20 protein-coding genes are annotated in these 22,686 nt (G+C 54.2%); 7 read left to right on the top strand and 13 right to left on the bottom strand.

The window, feature by feature from the left end; genetic code table 11:
* Window positions 1–65 precede the first annotated feature (65 nt).
* On the top strand, window positions 66–455 hold the full coding sequence (locus tag C4S74_RS20070; RefSeq protein ID WP_103997057.1) for a VOC family protein: 390 nt from the start codon (window positions 66–68) through the stop codon (window positions 453–455).
* 148 nt (window positions 456–603) lie between these two features.
* On the opposite strand, the gene C4S74_RS20065 is transcribed toward C4S74_RS20070, so the two are convergent.
* From C4S74_RS20065 to C4S74_RS20030, 8 genes are all read right to left on the bottom strand, one after another.
* A complete protein-coding gene (locus C4S74_RS20065; protein ID WP_103997101.1) occupies window positions 604–1,662 on the bottom strand; it encodes an AAA family ATPase in 1,059 nt (352 codons plus the stop codon).
* Window positions 1,659–2,357 carry a nicotinamide riboside transporter PnuC gene (pnuC, locus tag C4S74_RS20060; protein ID WP_103997056.1) on the bottom strand — a complete coding sequence of 233 codons (699 nt, stop codon included), beginning with the start codon at window positions 2,355–2,357 and terminating at the stop codon, window positions 1,659–1,661. The genes C4S74_RS20065 and pnuC overlap by 4 nt, the downstream gene beginning before the upstream one ends.
* 66 nt (window positions 2,358–2,423) lie before the next feature.
* On the bottom strand, window positions 2,424–3,194 hold the full coding sequence (locus C4S74_RS20055; RefSeq protein WP_103997055.1) for an NUDIX domain-containing protein: 771 nt from the start codon (window positions 3,192–3,194) through the stop codon (window positions 2,424–2,426).
* 73 nt (window positions 3,195–3,267) lie between these two features.
* A complete protein-coding gene (locus C4S74_RS20050) occupies window positions 3,268–5,556 on the bottom strand; it encodes a class I SAM-dependent methyltransferase (protein WP_103997054.1) in 2,289 nt (762 codons plus the stop codon).
* A 243-nt stretch (window positions 5,557–5,799) separates the two neighbouring features.
* On the bottom strand, window positions 5,800–7,371 hold the full coding sequence (gene pruA / locus C4S74_RS20045) for an L-glutamate gamma-semialdehyde dehydrogenase (RefSeq protein WP_103997053.1): 1,572 nt from the start codon (window positions 7,369–7,371) through the stop codon (window positions 5,800–5,802).
* 45 nt (window positions 7,372–7,416) lie between these two features.
* Complete coding sequence (locus tag C4S74_RS20040) at window positions 7,417–8,331, bottom strand: proline dehydrogenase family protein (RefSeq protein ID WP_103997052.1); 915 nt, start codon at window positions 8,329–8,331, stop codon at window positions 7,417–7,419.
* A gap of 203 nt (window positions 8,332–8,534) precedes the next feature.
* Window positions 8,535–10,247, bottom strand: coding sequence for a sigma-54-dependent Fis family transcriptional regulator (locus tag C4S74_RS20035; RefSeq protein WP_103997051.1), 1,713 nt, complete (start codon window positions 10,245–10,247; stop codon window positions 8,535–8,537).
* 189 nt (window positions 10,248–10,436) lie between these two features.
* Entirely contained in the window at window positions 10,437–12,440 is a 2,004-nt protein-coding gene (locus C4S74_RS20030; RefSeq protein WP_103997050.1) for a methyl-accepting chemotaxis protein, read from the bottom strand.
* Window positions 12,441–12,600: 160 nt separating this feature from the next.
* Between C4S74_RS20030 and C4S74_RS20025 the strand changes: the two genes are divergently transcribed.
* Together C4S74_RS20025 and C4S74_RS20020 are read left to right on the top strand one after the other, a co-directional pair.
* Window positions 12,601–13,545, top strand: a complete 945-nt coding sequence (locus C4S74_RS20025) for a class 1 isoprenoid biosynthesis enzyme (protein WP_103997049.1) — start codon at window positions 12,601–12,603, stop codon at window positions 13,543–13,545.
* 62 nt (window positions 13,546–13,607) lie between these two features.
* Window positions 13,608–13,856 carry an NHLP leader peptide family RiPP precursor gene (locus C4S74_RS20020; RefSeq protein WP_258042556.1) on the top strand — a complete coding sequence of 83 codons (249 nt, stop codon included), beginning with the start codon at window positions 13,608–13,610 and terminating at the stop codon, window positions 13,854–13,856.
* Window positions 13,857–13,871: 15 nt separating this feature from the next.
* On the opposite strand, the gene C4S74_RS20015 is transcribed toward C4S74_RS20020, so the two are convergent.
* Both C4S74_RS20015 and C4S74_RS20010 read right to left on the bottom strand, forming a co-directional pair.
* The gene (locus tag C4S74_RS20015; protein WP_103997047.1) at window positions 13,872–15,776 is read right to left on the bottom strand and encodes a HAMP domain-containing sensor histidine kinase; all 1,905 of its coding nucleotides are present in this window, start codon (window positions 15,774–15,776) and stop codon (window positions 13,872–13,874) included.
* A gap of 147 nt (window positions 15,777–15,923) precedes the next feature.
* Window positions 15,924–16,256: a nucleoside triphosphate pyrophosphohydrolase gene (locus C4S74_RS20010; protein ID WP_103997046.1), complete on the bottom strand. Its 333-nt coding sequence runs from the start codon at window positions 16,254–16,256 to the stop codon at window positions 15,924–15,926.
* Between the two features lie 219 nt (window positions 16,257–16,475).
* Between C4S74_RS20010 and C4S74_RS20005 the strand changes: the two genes are divergently transcribed.
* Together C4S74_RS20005 and C4S74_RS20000 are read left to right on the top strand one after the other, a co-directional pair.
* The gene (locus C4S74_RS20005; RefSeq protein ID WP_103997045.1) at window positions 16,476–17,225 is read left to right on the top strand and encodes an MBL fold metallo-hydrolase; all 750 of its coding nucleotides are present in this window, start codon (window positions 16,476–16,478) and stop codon (window positions 17,223–17,225) included.
* A gap of 13 nt (window positions 17,226–17,238) precedes the next feature.
* Entirely contained in the window at window positions 17,239–17,907 is a 669-nt protein-coding gene (locus C4S74_RS20000) for a 3'-5' exonuclease (RefSeq protein ID WP_103997044.1), read from the top strand.
* A gap of 83 nt (window positions 17,908–17,990) precedes the next feature.
* Here the strand turns inward: C4S74_RS20000 and C4S74_RS19995 are convergent, their stop codons facing one another.
* Complete coding sequence (locus C4S74_RS19995; RefSeq protein WP_103997043.1) at window positions 17,991–18,536, bottom strand: glutathione peroxidase; 546 nt, start codon at window positions 18,534–18,536, stop codon at window positions 17,991–17,993.
* Between the two features lie 252 nt (window positions 18,537–18,788).
* On the opposite strand from C4S74_RS19995, the gene C4S74_RS19990 reads away from it, so the two are divergent.
* The gene (locus tag C4S74_RS19990; RefSeq protein ID WP_103997042.1) at window positions 18,789–19,487 is read left to right on the top strand and encodes a peptidylprolyl isomerase; all 699 of its coding nucleotides are present in this window, start codon (window positions 18,789–18,791) and stop codon (window positions 19,485–19,487) included.
* 157 nt (window positions 19,488–19,644) lie between these two features.
* Here C4S74_RS19990 and ybaK read toward each other — a convergent pair whose 3' ends face one another.
* Both ybaK and C4S74_RS19980 read right to left on the bottom strand, forming a co-directional pair.
* A complete protein-coding gene (gene ybaK, locus C4S74_RS19985) occupies window positions 19,645–20,124 on the bottom strand; it encodes a Cys-tRNA(Pro) deacylase (protein WP_103997041.1) in 480 nt (159 codons plus the stop codon).
* 32 nt (window positions 20,125–20,156) lie between these two features.
* Complete coding sequence (locus tag C4S74_RS19980) at window positions 20,157–21,350, bottom strand: AraC family transcriptional regulator (RefSeq protein WP_258042555.1); 1,194 nt, start codon at window positions 21,348–21,350, stop codon at window positions 20,157–20,159.
* Between the two features lie 142 nt (window positions 21,351–21,492).
* Between C4S74_RS19980 and C4S74_RS19975 the strand changes: the two genes are divergently transcribed.
* On the top strand, window positions 21,493–22,653 hold the full coding sequence (locus C4S74_RS19975; protein ID WP_103997040.1) for a Gfo/Idh/MocA family protein: 1,161 nt from the start codon (window positions 21,493–21,495) through the stop codon (window positions 22,651–22,653).
* Window positions 22,654–22,686: the final 33 nt, after the last annotated feature.

Here is a 22,686-nt window from a genome sequence, read left to right as displayed (position 1 = left end):
AAGGAATTGACAGGAACAAGCGTTCTTATTTATACTGTTTACAACAGCTCCCGGGAGGTTTTTTTATGCTTCATCACGTCGAAATCAATGTATCCGATTTGAACGAATCGGCTCTGTTCTGGGAATGGCTGCTGAGTCAGCTCGGATACGAGAGGTTCCAGCGCTGGGACCAAGGAATCAGCTGGAAGCACGGGGACACGTATCTCGTTTTTGTCCAGACCGAAGACCGTTTTCTGGACCTTCCTTACCACAGGCGGCGTACCGGCTTGAACCACCTTGCCTTTCACGCGGAATCCAGAGAACAGGTAGACAAGCTGACGGAAGCACTGACTGCAAAAGGTGTCCGTGTCTTGTACCGGGAAGATCATCCTCATGCGGGTGGCCCCCGGCATTATGCCGTCTATTTTGAAGATCCCGACCGGATCAAGGTGGAAGTGGTTGCTCCCGGCGTTTAACGGGGTGCCGGCTCTGTTAGGCAGTACGAGTGTCTCTCACGGATTACAATAAGGAGAAACTTCTCTACCCGCGAAAAAAGAGAGCCCCGGCAGGACTCTCCTCTGACTTTTCCTTTTCGTTTCCCCCTCTTCCTCTTCCGCTGGGTATTTATACCAGCATTTCGGCGAGGCTGCGGTATTTCCGGTAGCGGGCCAGAACGGCATTAACCCGGGCCGCTCGCTCCTCCAGCGTACCCCTGAGCACAAAATAAGGGATACGGCGCACGTTCAGATCCGCCAGAATCTGTTTCTGAAACAGATTCCGCTGGGCGTCGCCCGACCGGTCCCACGTGTCATCGTAAGGGATGTCCGTGTCGCATACGAAGACCAAATCGTAGCGTGCCGCGGCAGCCTCCGCCAATTCGTGAAGCCGCGGCAGCGCCTCGCCGTGATAATACATCGAGAACCGCAGCGTTGTGCGGGCATCGGTATCGACGAATACAAACTTGTCGGCTTCCTCCGTCAGCCTCTCCTCCCTCTGCACGTGGCCCTCGGCGATTTCCAGGAGCTGCTCCTTCGACAAACGGCGGCCGGTCTGGTGCTCCGCCCAATATTCCCTTCCGTATTCAGGCATCCAGCTCGTTCCGTGGAGATCCGCCAAGTAACTGGCGAGCGTCGTTTTTCCCGTCGAAGGAGCTCCCAGGAACACAACCTTCGTAATTAAATCCCGATAGACGACAGGATCAACATACCCGCGCCGGCCGTACGGATCGTGACGAACCCGGGTACCGGAGACAGGCACCTTCAGCCGGCCGGGATCTACCTGTCTGTTCTGCGCCCCCAGCGCCGCGCTTACATGCTCTCCGTATCTTTCGCTGGAATAGAAACGCGTAATCTTCCTTCCGCCAAGCAGGGCAAGAATATGTTCCTCATGCATTTTCTGAATTTCGGGGGTATATCCGCTTTCCGCCGGTCCGTCCCAAGCTTCGATAACTTCTACGCCGGGATACAGTTTTCGTATCCAGCCCGCCCTTACGGGTAGCGGAACATCCGTGACTTCCGGGCTGTCATAGATGAGCACGATCACTTCGTCGTTCTCCTCAATCGCCGTCTCGATCATCAATTGATGCCCTCTATGAAGGGGTGCGAATTTCCCCAGAGTAAAGCCCGTGGTTACAGGTCCCTTTTTCAGTTCCGGATCGTGCACAGTCCTCTTATCCGTTTTCATTTGCATACACCTTCCTCCGTGTCATTTGGAGCTCCTGCGGGCCTCTGTGGGAACCGAAACCTTTCCTGTCCCGCTGCGGCATAGTTTCTTTTCCATGTAATCAGTCCGGATATCGCGATGCCCAGGTAGATCAAATACAAGAACGCAATCGCATCCAGCCCCTTATAGGCGTACATGCCGATCGACAGCACATCCACCGCTATCCAGACCGTCCAGTTTTCCAGAATCTTAGCCGATAAGAGCAGCTGGGCAATGATGCTGAGCGTAGCGATGAACGCATCCGCGTAAGGGATGGAAGCGTCGGTATACTTGTGCAGAACATACCCCCAGCCTGCCGTCGCGCCGATCAGAAACAGAATCAGAGGAAGGATCAGCCACGGCGCTATTTTCCTCGTCGGACGCACTTCCGCGCCTCCCCTTTTTGTGAGCCAGACGATCCAGCCATAGATGCTCAACAGGAAAAAGAAAACTTGAAGCGCCATATCCGCGTAGAGCTTTACCTCCCAGAACATATAGAAAAAGCAGGCCACATTAATCAGGGAAATCGGCCACGACCATATGTTTTCCCTGGCCGTCAGCCAGACGCAAAGCAGTCCTGTCGTAGTAGCGGCAATTTCCAGCGCCGACGATGATGTCAACCATGCGACCGTCAGCATAGCGGCCAGCAGCACAAGCATAGTTCCCGTTTTCTTCATTTCGTTCCCTCCAAATAATTATTTTAATAATATTAAAACGACAATATTAAGTTTTAAAAGAAAAGCCTAGCTGTACAGTGACAGCTGAGGCACATCTCCGGTAAACCGGTAAAGCTGGGCCGCGCGCTGGGAATAGCGGTTGGAGAACTTGCGCTCACCCCGTGAATCCCTCACTTCCTCTATAATGCCTCTGCGGCTTTGAGTGGAAGTAATTTTACGGATGAAATTTTTCTCCTCAAACTCTGGCACCAGCGTCCGGATAACCTGGTACAATTCGCTGATCGTGAATTCATCGGGCAGAAATTCCTTGGCGATAATCGTTGTCAGCATCTGCCTGCGAACCTGATCCAAGGCGTCCTGGAGAATCTGCTTATGATCGAAAGCGAGCTCCATCTCCAGCGCCTCTTCCACGGAGAAAAGCTTAACGTCGGCTGCATCGTCCGCCGCCTGCCTGCCGGCCAAGTATTGTTCATGCACCAGCGCGAAGAAAGCATGCGAGATGATCCAGCCCCGCGGGTCACGTCCGGGCGTACTGTACACATTGAAGTATTGAATGTGCACTTCCTCGACTCCGGTTTCCTCTTGCAGCTCACGCTTTGCGCAATCGTAGACCGTCTCCGTGTCCTTGCAGAAGCCCCCGGGAAGCGCCCACTGGCCGGCGAACGGCCAGGCTTTACGCTGGATAAGCAGAACCTGCAGCTCCCGGTGGGGGAGCGATTTTTTGACCGTGCCGCGCTCGGTCGAAGTGATCGTAAAAATCACGATATCCGCGGGAGCGCCGTCCGGTGTTCTGTATTTGTCCGCCGAGTAATTCAGGGCTTCGGAATTCGTGTCCATGTTTTCACCTGCCGTTTCCTAGAGAAAAAGATTTATATAATCAATTTGATATTATCATTATGACACATTAAAACTAATTGTCAAGGTGGGTTTCTCCTCTTTTTTCTATAACAATGAGACAAGTGCTGTCCGGAAGGGGAACCGGATCGCCGGCCTCGTCCATAAAAACGACTTTGTCCGCAAGCGCGTCCGTGTAACCTTCCTGCAGGAAGTGCCGGAACTCCACAATAACGGCTTCCGGACCCAGCACCTTTCCAATAAAGTCGGCATAGTCAGAAGGCGTAAAGTAACCGAACTGCTCCTGCACTTCGTGAACGTAGGCTTCCTCTCCCCACGTATACGTATAGAGAAATTCCATCGCATCATTCACCGGCATTACCGCATCGCCATCTCCCATGTACTCAACTTGTATCTGCCTGCCGGCAAAATCGCCCGCGTACCGCTTCAGCCACTCCTTGTCCTCTCGGGCCAGAAACCGGATGCGCCGTTTTGTTTCTACGGGTTCCGTCATGATGCCGTCACGGATAATGATTCTCCCTCCCACGGCCAGGACGTCGAAAGCACTGCGCAGAGCGGCTGCAATCGTGTCCCGGTTGAACTTGGACCCGTTCCATTCGATATACGAGTACAATTCATGCAGAATGGAGGAGAAAATGACAGTTCCGACGGTTCCCGGATGCACGTAATCTTTCAGGTTGAGCGCATCGCCCTTCAGAACCTCCCAGCGGTGTCCTTCCAACTGCTTTTTGCGGTTTAACGCCTCAATGACATTGGTGGAGATGTCAATCCCGACCGGCTGTTTATCCGGCAGCCTTTGCTCGATCAGGTCCAGCATAACTCCGCCGCCCGGCCCGATATCGAGCACTTTTTCTCCCGTGATGAAATCCAGCATCACGCTCTTGTAGTCTGCGGTCCGGTTCATCGTCTCCAGATACTCGTCCTCGTTATGAAACCGGTCGTAGGCGTCGCGCCGCAGCTCGAAAAGATCGAACAAAAGCAATACCGCTTTCTCGTAGAGCGGAGATTTCTCCGCTTCCATACAAAATTCAATGAGTTTTTCGGCGGCTGCGGAAAACTCGAAGGTGAAGAAGACCGTATCCGCAGACGAAGGGCTGCGTTCCACTTTATAAGCCAGGTGGGGGTTTACAGGTGCCCCGTCGGTTCCGATATGTTCGAAAGCAAACTCCCGCAGAAACTTCTCGATGATACGCTTCTTGTAGACGTTGATTTTCTTAACGCCCTTGTAATCATAATACATGGCGTTCATCAGCCTTTCGAAGCTGATATGATGGACCGGCTCCTCCGGCATGACGGTGTTTGCCTCCGTTTGCAAAGCGAGCATAAAGATCTTCACGACTTCCTCCAGGCTGAAGTCCTGAAGTGCGGATTCCACGTACCACAGTGTTTTCCCGGCCAGAGGCTCCAGTGCTCTTTCGAGAATGTGTGCAGTGTGCCGGGCAGTCTCCGCGGATTGCCCGGTCTGTCCGTTCACGGCTTGTCCAGTCTTCGCAGCTTGCCCGGCTTGTCCGGCCCCAGCGTCAAGCACTACGCCGCTCAATACGTCCCGGTTCCGGGATTCCCCTTCTCCCGGTTTTTCCCCCCGAGCGCGTTCAACCGCTTCCAGCGCTTCCGCTACCCGCTCGTATTCGGCCTCGAAGTTCTCCCCCCGCCGGATAGATCTGCTTCTCAGTTTACGCAGCCGTTCACGGACCGACCATCCCCCGGGGTGCTGCCCCTTTGAGATATGCTCGGCCAGTTTCTCCACTTCGCTGTGCACCGTGTTCCATAATTCGGGCGAAACGGCGCCGATGACACACTGATTCAAAGGAAGCAAAAGACTCTGGAGCTCTCCCGGGGTTAGAAGCCCCCGCTTCACGATTTCCGTCAAAGGTCCGTTTCCTTCGAACGGGACTTCACCCCGTATGTACTGGCCGATCAAGCCGTGAGTTTCGATCAAGGTACGGATTACGCGAATCTTATCCGTCTCCGTCTCACCCGTTTCGTTAAAACGGTCAAAGAGCTGGGCGGACCCGATATTATGAACGAACAAATTGATTCCGTCGGCCTGCCACTGCATCCGCTGCCGGACCGTTCCGCCTTTGGCCGTTTCGGACCAGACGAGGACGGTTTCCAAAATTTCTTTCACCCAGAAAGAAAGCCCGAGCCCGTCCAGAATACGCAGCGTTCTTTCCACATAATCCAGTACCGGGTTGGCTTCAGCCAGCTCATGAATGGACCGGATCCGCTCCAGATTGACGATCCGCTCTTCCGCCGAAACGAGAAAACGGAGCCACGAATAAACAGAAACCGGAGTTTCATCCCCCCGGCGGTATGCTTCGATCGCATTTAGTGAAGTAAGCATAATAGGTCCTCTCTTCCTGCAAAAACATAATAGGCGTTACAGCAATCATATGATGTTTAACCCAAAGGGGAAAGATTTAATTCACCTCATGAATAACAAAAAGACGGAAAGGAACTTTCGTTCCTTTCCGCCCTATATCCTTAAAGCAGCCTTCTATAGAAGAGTCCTTGCACTTTTCGCGATTCGACTGAACATAATCGTTGGACGTAAATCTTCCGCTGCCGTAAGTTTTCTAGAGCAATCTTACAGTTTTCTGGAAGTCAATTTAGCCTGTGTGAACAGAAGCAGATAGTCGTAGCCGCCGGCTTTGGAATCCGTACCGGACATATTGAAGCCTCCGAAAGGATGCACGCCGACCAGTGCGCCCGTACATTTGCGGTTAATGTAAAGATTGCCGCAGTGCATATCTTGAAGTGCCGTCTCGATACGGCTTTCGTCTTTGGAGAAGAAGGCGCCGGTCAAGCCGAATTCGGTATCGTTGTACATGGCGATCGCTTCTTTCCAGTCTTTCGCTTTCGCGATGGCCAGAACGGGACCGAAAATCTCCTCCTGCATGATGCGCGCTTTCCCGTCCACATCGGCAAAAACAGTCGGCTGGATGTAATAGCCGTTTCCTTCGGCTTTGCCGCCGCCCGTAACGAGACGGCCTTCTTTTTTGCCGATTTCAATATATTCGAGGATTTTATTGTACGAGTTCTCGTCGATTACGGGACCTGCGGCGTAGTTTTCATCCTGGACACCGATCTCCAGCTTCTTGGTCAGCTCCGCAACCTTCTCCACGATCTCGTCGTAGACGGATTCCACAATAACGGCGCGGGAACCGGCCGAGCATTTCTGTCCCTGGAAGCCGAAAGCCGAAGCGGTAATGGCTGCGGCAGCCGCCTCAAGATCGGCGGTTTCATCGACGACGATCCCGTCCTTGCCGCCCATTTCGGCGATAACGCGCTTGATCCAGATCTGACCCTCAGCCGTTTCGGCGGCAAGACGGTTGATGCGCAGACCGATTTCCTTGGAGCCGGTGAAGCTGACGAACCGGGTTTTCGGATGCGTCGTTAAGTAGTCGCCGACTTCGGCGCCGCTGCCCGGAATGTAATTGATTACGCCGGCAGGCAGGCCGACTTCTTCCATGAGTGCCACGAACTTGTGGGCGATGACGGGAGTAGTGGATGCCGGCTTCACAAGCACCGTGTTGCCCGACACGACAGCCGCCGTAGCCATACCGGCGCAAATCGCCAGCGGGAAGTTCCACGGCGGAATCACCACGCCTACTCCCAGCGGAATGTAGGTCACGCGGTTATCTTCACCGTCGAGCTTCGTCAGCGGCTGATGCGTGTTCGTCTCGCTCAGACGGATCGCTTCTCTCGCGTAGAATTCCATAAAGTCGATCGCTTCCGCCGTATCCGCATCGGCTTCCGCCCAGTTCTTTCCGGACTCCAGGATCATCCAGGCCGAAAATTCATGTTTGCGCTGGCGCATCAGTTCCGCCGCTTTCAGCAAATACTCGGCGCGCTCGCGCGCAGGCACTCTTTTCCACGTTTCAAAGGTAGTCAAAGCCGTCTGCATTGCGCGCTCGGCGAGCTCCTGAGTGGCTTTGCTGACACGGCCGATTACCTGGTCGATGTTCCCGGGATTGATCGAGACAATTTTGTCCTCGGTCGTTACTTTATCCGCGCCGATGTGAAGAGGGTACTCCCGGCCAAGTTCCTGCTTAACTTTAGCCAGAGCTTCCTGCATCGCTTTTTTGTTATCCTCTTGCGTGAAATCCGTAAACGGCTCGTTTTTAAATGGGGCAATTGTCGTTTGGTTCGTAGACATAGTAGGCACCTCTTCCTAGAGAATAAGATAGGTTATCTAAAAAAATTATTTAAAAAAGTTTTTCAAAACAAACCAGACGTTGGCCGGGCGCTCGGCAAGCCGCCTCATAAAATACCCGAACCAGTCGATTCCGTAAGGCACGTAAGCGCGCACCCGGTATCCTTCCGCGACCAGCTGCTTCTGGAGATCCTCGCGGATTCCGTAAAGCATCTGGAATTCGAATTGATCCCCCGAAATCTTCATATCGCGGATAAAAGCTTTCATCTCATTAATGACTGCTTCGTCGTGGCTGGCGATAGCGGCATAATTGCCGTTTAACAAGTGCTGTTTAATGATCTTTTTATAATTGTCGTCGACGTCTTTCTTCTCGGGAAAAGCAACCTTCGGCGATTCCTTGTAGGCTCCTTTGACCAGGCGCAAATTCGCGCGGATGCTGTTCAGATCGCGGATATCCTGCTCCGAGCGGTACAAGTAAGCCTGGATGACGGTACCGACGTTATCGTATTCGTCGCGCAGCTCGTGCAGAATATCGAGCGTGATCTGGCAGTGCTCGTAATCCTCCATATCGATGCGGACGAAATTCCCGTGCTTCCGGGCGCAGTCCAGAATCCGGCGCATGTTCTGCAGGCACAGATCTTTGCTGATATCCAGCCCCAGCGATGTCATTTTAAGCGAAAGGTTCGATTGGACACCGGACGCTGCAATCGCTTCCAAAGTCTTGATACACATTTCGGCCGATTCGTTGGCTTCTTCCTCGCTGAATACAAATTCGCCCAAATGATCCAGCGTGGCCAGACGGCCGTCGCTGTTCAATCCGCGGACAGCTTCAATCGCCTGCTGAATGGATTCTCCCGCCACAAACCGGGCTGCGCCAAACCGGAGACCGAATCTTTTGGCCATTTTGTTCGCCGAATGGCTTTTACCCAGCGCTTGGAACATATTTCTCATGATGGCTTCCATAAAGATGCCTCCATATTCCAAATTATAGAATATTGTGTTCACTTAAATGAACACATATGTTTAATATATGTCCAATAATACAGTAATGTTCATCACTTGTATACACTTTCTTCTAATTTCAGCCAACAAAAAAACACCTCTGAACAGTTTTCTGTCCTGAGGTGCCTTATATAGGTTGCTATGTCCGCATCCGGGAACTGCCGCTATTCCGTCTGAATATCGTATTCTCTCATTTTCTTGTAGAGAGTTCCCCGGGAAATACCGAGCAGCTTGGCGGCCGCGCTTTTGTTGCCGTACGCCCTGCGCAAAGCTTCTTCGATCAGATGATCCTCCTGTTGAAAAGAGGAATGAGGCTTCGCCGTACCCGTCTCCTCCCTTTCCGGGAAAGACTCGGCATGCTGCATTTTGGAGGAAAGACCCGGCGGCAGGTGGATGCCCGTAATCGTATCCCCTTCACAAAGAATGACCGCGCGCTCCATAACATTCCGCAGCTCCCGGATATTGCCGGGCCAGTCATGGTTCATAAGTACGTTCAGCACGTCCGGATCGATCCTGGGAACTGGCTTGTGATAGTGCTCGGTAAATTCCCGGATAAAAGCCTGTACCAGCTCGGGGATATCTTCTCTCCGCTCGCGCAGGGGCGGGATTTCAATGCTCATCACATTGAGCTGATAAAACAAATCTTCCAGAAAAAGCCCCTGCTCCATAAGCGGCTGCAGCGAGGTATGCGTCGTGGCGATAATCCGCGCATCCGTACGGATGCTCTCTTCCCCGCCTGAGCGCTGGAACGACTTGTCTCTTAAGTACTGGGAAAGCTTGAGCTGGATATCCAGAGGCATCTCCCCTACTTCCTCCAGAAACAGAGTGCCGCCGTCGGCAAGCTCCAGCTTCCCTTCCTTCCCGTGATCTTCCCCGCTTGTAAAAGCGCCTCCCTGGTAGCCGAAAAGCTCCGTTTCCAGCAGACCGCCCGGAATGGCTCCGCAGTGCAGGGAAACGAAAGCGGCGTCTTTGCGCTCGCTGCTGTAGTGTATGGCCTGGGCGAGCATCTCCTTGCCCGAGCCGGGTTCCCCGACAAGCAGCACGGGGGTGCTGAAACGGGCGAATTTGCGGGCGACCTCCAGGGAGCGTTTAATGTCGTGGCCCATTCCGATAATGGACGAGAAGGGTTTGTCCTGCTCGATCCGCAGCGGTATGGCCGAATACAGCTCTTCGTTCAAGCGCACGATCCTCGTAATATCCTGCTCCGTGGCGATTCCGCCGATAATCTGATTGTTCTCCACAATCGGAGAAGCGCTGATCAGGACATGAGTGTCCGGAGCCGGCTGGTGATAGACTTGGCGGATCGTACGGCCCTCGTCCAATATTTGATGAAGCATGATCGATTCTTTCTCAAAATGCTCGCCGATCGTCCGGCCGATAATGTCCTGCTTGCCGATCCCGTACACCTGCTCCGCCGTCCGGTTCCAGTAAATCACACGGCCTTCGCGATCCACGGCCGTCACCGCGTCGTTGACGGTTTCCACGAGGGTGTCCAGATAAGACACCAGCTGCCTTTTCTCCTGGAGCAGGCAATTCATCATCGCTTCGGCCGTAACGATGCCGAGCTTTTCCGAATCTTCGCCGAGAATCAGAACAGGTTTCTGCCAATCGGTTTGAAGCCCGCCCAGCCTGGACATCGGCAGTACGGCCGAGCAGGGCCAGCCTGTACGGCGGACCCACTCCTCTATAGTCATATCCGGATGAAAGACATCCAGAAATTTGGCTTCCTGATAAGAAATAATATAAGCTGCGCCGGGGGCCGTGTCCACGATCACAAAACGGACCTGTTCCAGCAGAGCCTTGGCTTGCGATACCGGACAATCCCCTTCCAAAGTAAGGAAAGAGGTATCCAGTTCAAGGTGTTCAAGACCGAACATGAATGTGTATCCTCTCGTTAATAATCTCTATATAAAATTAACACAGTTACATAACCAAATCCATCAGGACCGGTTAATTTGGCCCGCAAAACCCAGGCGCGTCCTGCGGCGCCGCGCCGTGGTCCGTCTCGCCGTATAAGGAAAAGACCCGCTTCTCCGGAGAGAAAGCAGGTCTCATTCTAAATACGGTCAAATTTTGAATTTGGAAAGGCTCTCCTGCAAATTCTGAGCCATCCGGCTCAAAGACTCGCTTGCGGAGGAAACCTCCTCCATAGAAGCAAGCTGCTGCTCGGATGCCGCGGAAATCATCTGGGCATTGTCGGCCGACCCTTGAGAGATTTGCAGCATTTCCATCATCGAAGCGCTCACTTCCTCGGAGCCGGCGGACATTTGCTCCGTTGCCGCGGAAACCTCGCGGATCTGATCCGATACGTTCTGAACGGCCGTGTAAATATCCTGAAAGACGATCCCGGCAATATGGATAATTTCCGCACCTTTGCCGACTTCAGCGACGCCCCGGTCCATCGTCGTGATGGCATTGTCCGTGGACGTGCGGATGTGCGCGATCAGCTCCGTAATATGCGCGGCCGATTTCGCGGACTGCTCCGCGAGCTTCTTCACTTCGCCCGCGACGACCGCGAAGCCCCGCCCATGCTCGCCCGCTCTGGCCGCCTCGATGGAGGCGTTGAGCGAGAGCATCTGGGTCTGGCTCGCGATTTGCGTGATCGCGTCGACGATGTCGCCGATTTGCCGCGAATGCTCGCCGAGCGTCTTAAGCTCTCCGGAGGTCAGGGTTACGGAATCGCGGATAGAATCCATCTGACGGACGGCCATCTGGATAGCGTTGTTCCCCTGCTTCGCTTCGGCGGCCGTCCGGTTGGTCGTATCGGCAACCGTCGACGAGGATTCTGCGATCCGCTGGATGCCTCCGGCCATCTCCTCCATCGCCTGTGAGCTCTGCTCGGCGCTCTGGACCTGCGTTTCCGAGCCGCGGACGATATCCTCGATCGACTGGCCCACGTGCTTGGATGCTTCGACCGATTCGGCCGACGAAGCCGTCAGCTCTTCCGAGGAAGCGGCAACCTGCTCCGCCATGAGGCTCACGTCCCCGATGATCGTACTCATCGATTCGAGCATCTTGTTCGTATTTTGGGCGATATCCCCGATCTCGTCTTTCGAAGTTACCTTCAAGCGGGGAGTCAGATCTCCTCCCGCAACCTTCTTCAATACTTCCGAAAGATGCAGCATAGGCGCAACGGCCACCCTGCCGATCTGCCAGGAAATGAGCAGAACCAGTATGCACACGATCAGAATGATGAGAGTAGTCGTCCGGACGAACTTCTGGAGTGTCTCCAAAACCTCGACGTCATTGGTCAGAACAATCATCTTCCAGCCGGTGGCCGATACGGTATGATAGGAAGCCGTACGGGCTATGTTGTCGACCGACTTGTAATCGACTTCTCCGTCATTTTGCACCAGTACCTGTTCTTTGAATTTCTTCAGCTCGGTCGGCTGCATGACCTCATCAAGCTTCTTCCCGATCCGTTCTTTTTCCGGATGAGTCAAATACGTCCCCTCACCGGAGATCAGGTAACCGAAGCCGTTCTCGCCCACCTTGACTCCTGCTATGAGCTTTTGAAGAATGTCGGGGTTAATGACCGCATGAATGGCGCCGAGGAACTCGCCTCCCTCTACGATCGGCACGGCGATGACGATAACCGGTTTTCCCGTTTTGGAATTGATCAGCATGTCGCTGACGACCGTTTTTTTTGTCTCGGCCATTTTTTTGAAATAATCGCGTTCCCCGACTTTCGATACGAGGCCCGCGGTGTTTGTACTGGTACCATCCTTCTCCACGTAGGCGTAGTACTCGAATTCTTTGTCGATTTCTCCTACCGTCTTGAGCACGCTCAAAATTTGGGTCTTTTCCCCTTTAGCCATCTCGGGATGCTTCTGTATCATCTCTTCGACCAGCGATATTCGCTGGCGCACCCAGTAATCTACGCTATCGGCATTGGACTTCGCCAGGTTTTTCATGTTGTAGGCAATCTCGTTCTCCGTGTTGGTTTTCGCCATATTCAGAAGAACGATGGATGTCACGACCAGCGGCACAAGCGAAAGCAGCAGAAAAGCGGCGATCAGCTTTGTTTTCAGGGAATTTTTCAGCTTCATTTTCTTCCACACCTGATTCATCTGCTTCTCCTCCAGTTATGTATGTCAGCCTTTTATTTATCGGAGGAAGACGGGCAAGAGTTGAGTTCATTTTTTGCACAAAAGAGAATCCGGCGTATCTTGCCGGTCTAGTTCCTGTGGCCTATACTTGGAAAAGAACGAAGAAGAGGCAGGTGTCCGCATGAAATGGTTCACGGACTACAAAGAAGAGCTGGAGCTTGTTTTCGATGAGGCGGTGCGCCGGATTTCCGCATTTCCCGCCCCGCTGAACAAGGCAGGACTGGACTTTCTGGACAAGTTTCATCCCCTGAAAAAAAACAGCACGAAAAACTACATCTGCTATCTGCTGCCGTTCTGGCTGAGGGAACAGACCAAACTCCCCGCCGGTACGTACAGAACGCTTTCGTTAGCCAATGTGTTCGTGATGCTTCATTTTTTCGTCCAGGACGATCTCATGGACACCGATACGGGAGCGGAAGAGCGCCGGACGATGCTGCCCCTCTCGAATCTGTTCCAGGCCGAATATTCCCGTCTCTACCGGGGGTACTTCTCTTCCGATTCCCCGTTCTGGGCGCACGCGGACACCTGGCTGGGGCAGTGGGCGGAATGTGTAACCCGGGAGAACGAAGCGGATTATTTCCGCGATGATCCCGTTCGCATCGCGCATAAAGCCGCTCCCGTTAAGCTGGCAAGTACGGGCGCCCTGCTGCTAAGCGGTCAGGAGGAGCTGATTGGGCCGTTCTCACGGCAGACCGATCATACGCTGCTGGCCCTGCAAATGGCCGATGACTGGGCCGACTGGCGGGAAGACCTGGAGACGGGCAGCTACAACTGCCTCCTCTCCCTGATCCGGACACGAAGAGGCTTGAAGGCGGATGAGCCGCTTACGGAAGACAACGTCAAACAAGCCGTGTTCGTTCACGGCTGCCTGCGCGATTATGCCGAGGCTGCATCGGCCTGGTTCGGCGGTGCCCCGACGGGCTTGTTCCATGCCCCGCATATGGACGCCTTTCATCAATCCCTATTGGATGACCTTCTGTCCGAAGCCTCCCGGATTGACAAAGAAAGGGGACTTTTGGAACTAGGAGGATTTACCTACCTTCTGTCAAAAAGAAACAAATCTTAATGACATTAGACCTATGCACATGCTATACTCAGGGCGGAATATGAACCCTTTACTTTGAGAGGATGAGCCTTGTGTCAGCAGAAGAGATTTTAAAAAATCAAATCATTGAGAAAGCTTGGGCGGACCCCGAATTCAAGAAAGCGTTGCTGAACGACCCTAAGGGAGCCTTAAAGCAAGCCTTTGACATCGAGCTGCCGGAAGCGGCGGACGTAAAGGTTCTGGACGAAGCTCCGGGCCGTTACTTTCTCGTAATTCCTCCCAATCCGGCTGAAGTACTCAGCGCCGATTCCGACCCGAACAGCGTCTGGTAATCGCCTACAAACCGGCTAGCCCAGTATCAAAGGAAACCGGACGATCGCTTCAGTGCCGACACCTTTCTCGCTCTTAAATTCCAGACGGCCATGCATGACCTCGATGATTCGGAAGGTGACCATAAGACCCAGGCCAGTCCCCTTGGTTTTCGTTGAAAAGTACGGCTCTCCAAGTTTGGAGAGCTCTTTTGTTTCCATCCCCTCTCCGTTATCCCGGATATGAATCCACACTTCATTTTTCTCTTTATACGCCCAGATCCGGATCTGACCCTGTCCGTCCAGCGCTTCGATACTATTCTTAATGATATTAATAAACGCCTGCTTGAATTTCGAAGAATTGCCCTCAATGTACAGATCCTCCGGCACCTCCAGCGTGATTTCACCGCCTTGCAGATTAGCCAATGGAACCAGAATGCCCTCGATTTGCTTCAGTTCCTGACAGACATTAAGAGACGTGATATGTTCCAGCTGCGGCTTCGCGAACGTAAGGAAGTCCGTAATGATGTTGGAGGCCCTGTCGAGTTCCTCGATCGCCATGTTCATGTACCCTTTTTCCTTCTGATCCAGCTTCTCTGCGGCCAATTGAAGGAAACCTCTCGTCACCTGCAGAGGGTTGCGCACCTCATGAGCCACGGAGGCGGCGAGGTCGCTTATGATCTCCATTTTCTCCGCTCGCTGAAGCTCATTATTGTACATCACCAGCTCCTTGGAATATCTCACGATTTTCTCGTGATCGCGGGCAAATCCTCTCCCGAGAATAATGATCAGCGACGTCACGAAGCACACGATCCCAAACTTCCAGTAAACAAATTCGTACTGTTCGTTCTTGGCATAAAATACGAGCAGATCGACGATTCCGGATGCCGCGAACAGGCCGATTCCCGTCGTTAAAGTCACCCCGTCCTTGCTGCCCTTGGCCGCGTGAGCGATGGCCATTCCGATCAGCAGTACGAATTGGATCAGCATCGTAACCCCCAGCATCGTAACCGTTACGAAATAATAAACTTTGTCATACCGGTAGGAAGCCAAATGGTTGACCAGCAGGAACAAAATACAGAGAACCGAGAATCCGATCTGGAACCAGCGGTATTTCGTCAGCATCGACCAGGTACCGTGGCCTAATATTTGTTCGAAATATACCGTCAGAGTCGGCAAAAATACAAACAGCGCAAGGTCGAACAAGCTTTCGATCCACTTGCCCTGATCTTCAAAAAACGTATACGTAAACTGGGAAGACCCGATCATGAGCATTCCGATGGCCAGAATGACGAGACTGAGCGAGAGCCATTTGGCAAGCTGCCCGCGGTTCAGAAATACGGTGCAGATCAGCATCAGAACGGCAATGAACACGAAGGCGCAGCCCAGTAAAACATCGGTCAGATTCGTTTTGACATAGCCTGGAAGCAGGGCCTGATAGTCTCCGACTTTCACGTTTTTCTGGAGCCCGATCCGGTCGCTGTTCGTTTCGATATGAATATAAACCGTTTTGCCCGAGTCTTTGGCACTGAGCGGAATCAGCAGCCGGTTCTTATCGTACACGTACGTGTGTCCCGCTTTGTAGATTTTACGTTCATCCGTAAAAACTTCAATGCGGTGGCCGTACAGTTTTCCGATCAGCATGCCCGGCTCGTCCCACTCCAGGCGGGGCAGCTCGATTTTCAACCAGAGTGCGGAAACGCCTTCCGGCTTGACCGGCATGTCTCCCTTCTCGTTGGCGGTCATCCATCCGTCAGTGTTGGCAGGAGCCTGTGTCTCGTCAAAGCCAGTCCCCTGACTGTCCCATTTATATGCCCATTCGGTAATCTTGATCGTATCCAGGGGAGATTGCCCCCGCGCCGTGGCCGGGACGAACAGCAGGGCAAGCAGCACGATCCCGATATAGACGGACGCCAGGACCGCCGTTGCTCTTGATTTGGTCATTATGTATGCACCTCTGAAGAGAAATGGAAAAGAATAGACTTTTACCTGATATGACAAAATTCGCCAAATACACTTATATTTCCTGCCTCTTTGGAAAAATAAATGACAAAGCATGATTTCATTCGACAAATATCGCTGTATGGCCTTCTATTTCTCCTGCTCTTCGGTTTCCAGCAGATAGATCCTATCACGGAACCCTCCGCGCTTGTCCGCTTTCCGCCTGCGTACAGCCTCCAGTTCTTCCGGGGAGGTACCGTGCATATCCGCCAAGGCATGCAAAAGCTCCAGCAGATCGGCCAGCTCTTCCACGGCATGAGCATCGTCTCCGGCTTCCAGATATTCCTTTAACTCTTCCCCGAGCTTCCGCCTCAGTTCAAGTCTGTATTCTTTTTCGCCGAGCACACGCGTGCGGCAGTTTTGTCCGTTTTCCCGGATGATTGCCGGTATTTGATCCCGAACGAGTTTGTTATAAATGGTCATACGCAGCCTCCGTTATAACGGTTCCGTTTGTTCTAAGCTTACCATTTTGCAAGAGGCGTCAAAACACCGGAGGGCAGAAAGCGCAAATTTTCTTCCTGAAAATCCGCTGCAAGGGCCGAAGAGCCGAAAACGGCGCCCCTTCAAGGATTTTCTTGCACATTCCGCCGATTGCCGATACATTAATAAGTACTTGGGACAAACAGATCGGAGGAAAACACCGTGGACGTTCTTATATTAGGAAGTGCCAGCGCTTCGGGAAGCAGAGAAAGGGACAACACTTACCTGCTTCTTCAGCATGAGGAAGGCAATTGGATGATAGACGTGGGCGGCAATCCGCTCGGCAAACTGAAGCAGGCTGAAATTCCGCTGCAGTCCATCCGGGGGGTCATTCTTACCCATTTCCACATCGACCATATTTTCGGTCTCCCTTCTCTGCTCTGGGGCATGTGGCTCGGCAAAAGAAAAGAGCCGCTCATCATCTGCTGCCCGCAGGATCACCGGGACCAGCTCGGCGACATTCTCCGCGCGTACCGGACGGACGAATGGCCGATCGGCTTCGAAATCACGGTGCGGCCTTTCGACTGCGCAGAGCCCGGAACCCTGTTCGCGCAGGGCGACATGACCGTCTCCGCCTTCACGAGCCTGCATGCGGGCTCCACGTCCGGCATCCGGGTCGAATCCGGTGACAAGGTGCTTATCTATTCGGCGGACACGGCGCCGAGCGAATGGATACGCAGCCAGCCCCGGATAGACGTTCTGATCCATGAAGCGACGCAGGCACGGGGCGATATGAGCATCCATACCAGCCTGGAGGGCATTCTGACCTACTATCCGGTCGCCCGGATCCCTCAAGTGATCGCCATTCATCTTACGGATGACGAGCCTTACGAAGAGGTTTTAGCCCAATATAAAAAAACCGGCACACCCGGTGTGAAGCTGGCACACGATATGATGAGGGTTTCTCTCTAGGAGGTGAGTTTCTTTGAAAGTAATTGTGTATGATCTGGAGATGACCGTTACCCGCAAAAAGATCCACGTTTCGGAAATTATCGAAATCGGAGCGGCGGCCGTTGAATTCACGGACGGCAAACCTGCCGTAACCGGCACGTTCCAGTCTTTTGTAAAACCAGACCGGTCCCCGGTTGTTTCCGCTTCTACCCAGGCCCTGACGGGAATTAAGCAAAGCGATCTGCAATCGGCGGAGTCCTGGCCGCTCGTACTGGAACGTCTGCTGGAGTGGATCGGAGACGGAGAATACTATCTGTGCGCGTGGGGTCCCGACGACCTGATCCAGCTTGGCAGCGACTGCCGGATGCACGGCGTCAAAACCGATTGGATCTGCAACCACAACAACCTGCAAAAGCTCATGGCCGGACTCGTCCAGCAGGAGAAGCAGCAGCAGATGGGCCTCAAAACCGCCCTCGAATACTGGAATATCCCGTTCGACGGCTCCCATCACCGGGCCCTGGACGATGCGATGAATACCGCCAAGCTGTTCATCCATCTGCACGACCGGCTCGTGCTGGAGCGGAATCAGGCGGGGGATCTTCCCCTGTATACGACGGAGGTCGTGTACAAAACCGGCGACAGCTTCACGAACAACCCGTTCGAAAAGCTGGCCCTGTTCGCACAAAAGGAACCTACGACGTAGGTTCCTTTTCTTTTGGGCCGGATAAGATCCCTCCGGCAGTCAAGGTGCTCCCAGGCTCGATCCTAAGCCCGCGTCCGCGTTTGTTACAGGACCGCTTCGACGGCAGGCTGCATATCCAGAGGATCGACGCCCGGCTCGAAGCGCTTCACCACATTCCCCTCGCGATCGATGAGGAACTTGGTGAAATTCCACTTCACATCGTCGCCCTCCAGCAGATGCGGCTGCTTTTCCGACAGAAACGCGTTAAGCATTTTACCGCTCGGATGATTCAGGTCAAAGCCTTCGAAAGGAGCTTGTTCGGTCAAGTAAGCGAAAAGCGGGTGCTTCTCTTCACCGCGCACGTCGATCTTCTCGAACAGTGGGAACGTAACGCCGTAGTTGAGCTGGCAGAAGGTGTCTACTTCCTCGTTCGTGCCCGGCTCCTGCCCGCCGAACTGGTTGCACGGAAATCCGAGAACGACCAGTCCCTGATCGCGGTATTTTTCATACAGCTTCTGCAGATCGGCGTACTGCGACGTAAACCCGCATTGGCTTGCGGTATTGACGATCACCAGCACCTTGCCTTTGTACTCTTCAAGCTTCGTTTCCGTTCCTCGAATGCTTCTGGCCGAATAAGGGTATACGCTCATCGTCTACTTCCTCCGTGTTCTTGCGGTCCTGCACTCCCGGGGCGGCTGCCCGGCGCGGTACAGGTACCCGCTTTTATTTTGATTTGCAAAAATTAAATTGTCCACAATGTATGTACGAATTAAATGTAGCACAGTCCGGTACCCAAGTCAAAACTTGGGTACTCCTGTTTACGCGGTTCCCAAAATTTCCATCCGGCACCCAAACGCGGTATGATAGAAACGAAAACATGCAGATAAGGTGGTATGAATGACATGACAGGCAAGCGCAAAGGTTTTACAGGTCTTCTGCTTCTCGTGATGGCTCTTCTGGTCATCGCCGCGGGATGCGGGAAAGCGAAGACGGACAGCAGCGGTACGGCAACTCCGGCTCCGACACCGTCCCCGACGGCAGCCGGCTCCGCGGGCGGTTCGGAACCGCCGAAGACGGACGGTAAAAACCCCGTCGTGACCATCGAAATGGACAACGGCAAAATCATCAAAGCGGAGCTTTATCCCCAAGTGGCTCCGAATACGGTGAACAACTTCATCTCGCTTATCAAAAAAGGATTTTACGACGGTAAAATTTTTCACCGGGTCATCCCCGGTTTCATGGTCCAGGGCGGCGATCCCGAAGGAACCGGCGCCGGCGGTCCGGGCTACGATATCAAGGGTGAGTTCACCTCCAACGGCTTCAAGAACGAGCTGAAGCATACCCGCGGCGTCCTCTCGATGGCCCGCTCCCAGGACCCGGATTCGGCCGGTTCCCAATTCTTCATCATGGTCGCGGATGCTCCTCATCTCGACGCTCAATACGCTTCCTTCGGTAAAGTAACCGAAGGCATGGAAGCGGTCGACGAGATCGTCAACCAGCCTACGGAAGCCAACGACCGTCCGAAAACTCCGCCGGCGATGAAGAAAGTCACGGTGGATACGCTCGGAGTCGACTACCCGGAGCCGAAAACGGTTAAGTAAGCCCCGCGGCACAGGCTGTCCGTTTCCGGCAGCGGAAACCGCCCGGCCCGCACCTTGCGTGGAGGCCGGAAAAGCCCGCCAGCATATACGCTGGCGGGCTTTTGTGTGTGCGCGGGCCTCCGGCGGAGCCTTACGACGCGGTGGCTTTTCGCGCCGCTTAGTGCGTGATATCGGCCGGAATGGCGTCCGCCGCCGCCGCAAGATCCCTCCCGCTGAGGAAAATCTGCAGCCCGCGCCGTCCGGCCGAAATGCTGACCGGCTCGGTGTCCAGCGCAGCGCGTTCCAGATACAGCGGGTAGTTCTTTTTTGTGCCGAGCGGAGATACCCCGCCCCGTATGTACCCCGTCAGCGCCTGCAGCTCCTTCACCGGGACCATATCCACCTTCTTGTTGCCGCTTGCCGAAGCGAGCGCCTTCAAGTGAAGCTCTTTGTCCCCCGGTATGCACGCCAGCAGAACCCCGGTTTTGTCCCCGCGCAGAACGAGGGTTTTATACAGGCTGCCGATTCCGATCCCGACTTTACCCGCCACGGTTCCGGCATCAAGCTGATCTTCATCCCACTCGTATTCGTGAAGGGTATACGGGACAGCAAGTTTGTCGAGCATCCGGCACGCGTTTGTTTTGGCTTGTGTTCCCATCTTTTCGGCCTCCTTGCCTTGTTGGATCTTAATTACACCCGGCCGTCTGCCGGTCCCATTCTCGCCTTCACGGAACGGGCATACTCGGACGGACTCATGCCGGACGCTTTCTTGAACGTTTTGGAAAAGTGATGCACGCTCCCGAATCCGAGCCTCCCGGCGATTTCCGTAAAATTGCACGTTTCTTCCCGGATAAGGAGCTTGGCCTGGCCGATCTTGATCCGGCTCCAATATTTCATGACGGTTGTACCGGTCTGCGCTTTAAAGGTCTCTTTGAGCACCGTTTTGCCGATATGAAAATGACGCGAAATTTCATCCAGCGTAACGGGTGATTCCACATTCGCTTCCATGTAGGCAATCACTCTGGCCGCCAGCTCCTCCTGATTTTTCTGTCGTGCCGGAGAAGACATCTGAGCCCGCGAAGCTTCCCGGTCAAACGGCGCCCGCCGCAGCAGCCGGATCAGGAACGCTTCGAAATAGCAGCGCAGCAGCTGCTCGGAACCCGGCGGAGCCTTCTCTCTTCGCTTCAGCGGATACTCGAACGGAAATTCGAACGCGTTCTCCCCTTCCTGGATTATCCGGGCCAGCAGCTCCCTTTCTTCGTCCTCCAGCCTCAGCACCCCGCCCGCGAAAGCGTTCATAGCCGGGGAATCGCAGTCAAAGGTGAGCACGATGACATTGGGCGCCCTGCCAGGAGCGGCACGGAAGCTGTGAAACTCGTTCGGCTCGTGGAAAATGGCCATGCCCTGCTTCAGAACGTGTCCCGCGTCATCGGTCACTACCTCGATCTCTCCCTTATCCACGTACAGAAGTTCCCAGAAGTTATGCCGCTCCCCCCGGAACACGTAGTCCTTCCCATGCTCGAAATAGTACATCGTAATAAGGCTGCCGATTCCGATTACCTGCTCCAGATGCGTCCTCTGCATCCGGTTAAGCCGGGCTTCTCGTGTTTCTCGGGTTTCTCGGGTTTCCCAGCCTTCGCGAGCTTCCCGGGTTTCTCCGGTCCCCCTAGCTTCTTGAAGTTCCCAGGTACGAGCTTCTTGTGCTTCTTGTGCTTCTTGTGCTTCTTGTGCTTCTTGTGCTTCTCGCGCTTCCTGGTTTCCCTTTAGCACCTCTCGCTCCTCCAGCTTCGCCCGGTCTTCCCGAATTTTCCGGTTTTCCTGCTTTTCCCCGACAGTCGGAACTTCCCGGACACCGTTTTTTTTCCGTGATTCCTTTTCCCCCACTCTGTCACCTCCTCACCGTTTTCAACTAAAAGGGACAAAAAATCCGGCCCTTCGGACAAAGAAAAAGAAGGCTTCCCTTTTTATACTGAACGTAGAGGACGTTAATTTTATCCAAATGCGCTTTCAGAAAAGAGGAGCTTCCATGAACCTGGGTATAATCGGCTATGGCGACCGCATCCGCCACGTTGCGTCGGAGATCATGAAGGAGGATCCCGACTGCAAAATAACGGCCGTCACGGATATCCGTCTCGGAGAACTGCGGGAACAGTTCCGTGAAAAAGGCCGGGAGGACGTCTCCTTCTATGAATCCGCCGACGAGATGCTGAACAACGAACAGCTGGATGGCGTTCTGATCGGAACGCGCTGCTCCCTGCATACGCCCATGGCGCTCAAGGTGCTTTCCCGCAATCTTCCGTTGTATCTGGAAAAGCCCGTCGCGACGACGATGGACGACCTGCTGACGCTGAAACAGGGCTACGAGGCGTCCCGTTCGCCGGTCGTAGTGTCGTTCCCCCTGCGGGTCACGTCTATCGTCAATATGGTCCGGGAAATCATCGACTCCGGCAAAATCGGCACCGTCGAGCACGTGCAGGCCGTCAATAACGTGCCGTACGGAGCGGTGTATTACCAGAACTGGTACCGGGACGAGGCCGAGACGGGCGGGCTGTTCCTCCAGAAGGCGACACACGACTTCGACTATATCAATTCGGTTCTCCGCCTCGCTCCGACGGACGTGGCCGCCATGACGTCCAAGCAAATTTTCAAAGGCACGAAGCCTGCAGGACTGAAATGTGCCGAATGCGATGAGAAGCGGACTTGCCCGGACAGCACGGCGTTCCCCTCCAAGGATATCCCGGAGACATGGGAATACTGCGTATACGCCGAGGATACCGGCAACGAGGATTCCGGAAGCGCGCTGATCCGCTACGAATCGGGCATGCACGTGTCGTATTCGCAAAATTTCTTCGCCCGCCGGGCGGCCGCTTCCAGAGGAGCGCGTTTCCTCGGGTACAAAGGCACTGTCGAGTTCGATTTCTACACGAGCCAGGTGAAAGTGTTCATGCACCACACGCCCCGCGTGGAAACTTACGAGATCGGAGCGGGCGACAATCATTTCGGCGGCGATTCCGCCCTTGCGGCCAATTTCGCCGGACTCATGCGGGGCGCGGCTGCGCCGGTCGCTACAATGGACGACGGCCTGTTAAGCGCCTTGATGTGCATCCAGGCCCGTGAATCCGCCGCATCGGGAACGTTCCGGCCCGTCCGGTACGATACGCCCGCGGAAAGTACGCCGAAGCGGTAAACCGGGAGCCCGCACCGTACCCCTGAAGCAGCC

It is taken from the genome of Paenibacillus sp. UNC499MF, from assembly GCF_900107975.1.
Taxonomy (GTDB): Bacteria; Bacillota; Bacilli; order Paenibacillales; family NBRC-103111; genus Paenibacillus_F.
This window is presented reverse-complemented; position numbering and strand designations above follow the sequence as displayed.